This window comes from Methylobacterium bullatum (genome assembly GCF_014845095.1).
GTDB lineage: Bacteria > Pseudomonadota > Alphaproteobacteria > Rhizobiales > Beijerinckiaceae > Methylobacterium > Methylobacterium bullatum.
Genome location: NZ_NKUG01000271.1, coordinates 1 through 1900 on the forward strand (window position 1 = coordinate 1; position 1900 = coordinate 1900).

The following is a 1900-nucleotide window of genomic DNA, read 5'->3' on the forward strand; positions in this document are numbered from 1 at the left end:
CTTCGGGGCGGGGCCCGACACCGGGCTCCTGTCACGAGGCCCGCGTCGCCGGCCTTCCACCGCCGGCCGGGGCGTGTTTGGGGGGCTTCAATAATGCGGCGGGGGCGGTTCCGGGGCGCCGGTGCCGGTGCGGGCGCCGGCCTCCTCGACCTGCTCCACGAGCTTGGCCAGATGCCGCGTCAGGGCATCGATCTGGCGCCATTGCGCGGTGATCGTCGCGTTGAGGTCGTCGATCACCACGTCCTGCTCGGTCAGCCGCATCTCCAGGGCGTCGATGCGGGCGGAGAGCGTGTCGTCGTCGGTCATGGCTGGCCCCGCCTCATCGCAATGTCTCGGGATCGTGGTCGGGCCGCTCGACGAGGCCGGGTCCGAGCGCGATGCGGTGGTCGAAGACGAAGCAGTCGCCGCGCCAGCGGCTCTCGGCCTCGGGGATCGTCTCGAGATAGCGCAGGATGCCGCCCTCCAGATGGTGGACCGTGCCGAACCCCTTGGCGCGCATATAGGCCCCGGCCTTCTCGCAGCGGATGCCGCCGGTGCAGAACATCGCCACCGCCGGATGCGCGGCGGGGTCGAGGCCGTCGACATAGGCCCGGAAATCCGAGAACCGCGACAAATGCGGGTCGGTGGCCCCCTCGAACGTGCCGAGATTGACCTCGAAGGCGTTGCGGGTGTCGAGGAGGAGCAGGCCCGGCGTATCGAGCAGCGCGTTCCACGCCTCGGGCGGCACGGGAATCCCCGCCTCGCCCGCATCGGTGGCGCCGTCGTCGAAGGTCACGATCTCCCGCTTCACCCGCACCTTGAGATGAGCGAACGGCGCTGCCTCCGCGCGCGAGAGCTTCACGTCGAGATCCCTCAGGCGCTCGCCGAAAAGCGGGCCGTCGCGCAGGTCCGACAGGAGCGTGGCCATGCCGGCCTCGCTGCCAGCGATGGTGCCGTTGATCCCCTCGCGCGCCAGGAGGAGCGTGCCGAGGATGCCGAGTTCCACGCAACGCCGCTCCAACGCGTCGCGCAGGTCTGCGGCGTCGGGCAGGGGAACGAAGCGGTAGAGGGCGGCGACGGTGTAGGGCATCGGCGGCAGGGTCTATCAGGCGTGGCCTTTAGGGGGAACCGCTGGGCGCCCCGCCCTCGATCCGGCGCAGGACGAAGGTGGTGCCGACTTCCGGCTCGCGCCGCCAATGGTTCTCCCCCGCCGGCACCAGGCCCACCACATGGCCGCGCCGTGCCACCAGGGTGAGCCGGCCGGGAGCCGCCAGCCAAGCGGCCGGATCGAAGGTCGTCAGCCCGCTGTCGCGGCAGCCCTCGAGCAAGCGGACCGGGGCGGTCCCTCCCCCCTCCGCGGGTTTCAGTTCCAGGCGGCAGACGTCCTGCTCGCGGTAGCGGTCGAGGGCGTAGACGCCCGCCGTCGGCCGCGCGCCGGCAGGCGTCGCTGCGCCAGTCTGCGCCCCGGTATTCTGGCCCCCTGCGGCAGTCGGATCGTCCCGTTCGAGCTTGAACCCGGCGCCGCCATCCGGCGCGGGCGCGGGAGGGGGCGCCATCGCCACGATCTGGAGCGGGACGAGGCTGTAGACCTCACCCCCCTCGGTCTTGGCCATGAGGCTGCGCCGGTCGTCCCGCGCCTTGAAGATCAGGACCGGCCGGACGTTCTTGTCCACGAGGCGGACGACGCCGTCCACGAACAGCCAGGCGGCGACCTCGTTCAGGATCGGCAGGGCACGGCGGCACCCGGCGGGAAACGACAGGCGCCGCCCGCCCTCGAAGCTCTGCGACGCGAGGGTCATGACGCAGCGCCGCGTGCTGCCGTCCCGCGACAGGTCCCAGGTGCCGGGAACCCCTTCGATGGTGGGCGGCAGGGTCTCCACGAAGCCGGGGGGCGGGCTCGCCGCGGCGGGCGTCTCCGAGG

The 1900-nt window shown here is 72.3% G+C and carries 3 protein-coding genes; all 3 read right to left on the minus strand.

Translation table 11 applies throughout. The features are described from left to right. Nucleotides 1-87 precede the first annotated feature (87 nt). Entirely contained in the window at nt 88-306 is a 219-nt protein-coding gene (locus MBTS_RS22985) for a SlyX family protein (protein WP_018045441.1), read from the minus strand. Nucleotides 307-319: 13 nt separating this feature from the next. Next, entirely contained in the window at nt 320-1069 is a 750-nt protein-coding gene (gene trhO / locus MBTS_RS22990) for an oxygen-dependent tRNA uridine(34) hydroxylase TrhO (protein WP_147831072.1), read from the minus strand. Nucleotides 1070-1097: 28 nt separating this feature from the next. After that, nucleotides 1098-1900, minus strand: an 803-nt coding sequence (locus MBTS_RS22995; protein ID WP_192216577.1) for an AprI/Inh family metalloprotease inhibitor, incomplete at its 5' end; no start/stop codon positions are given.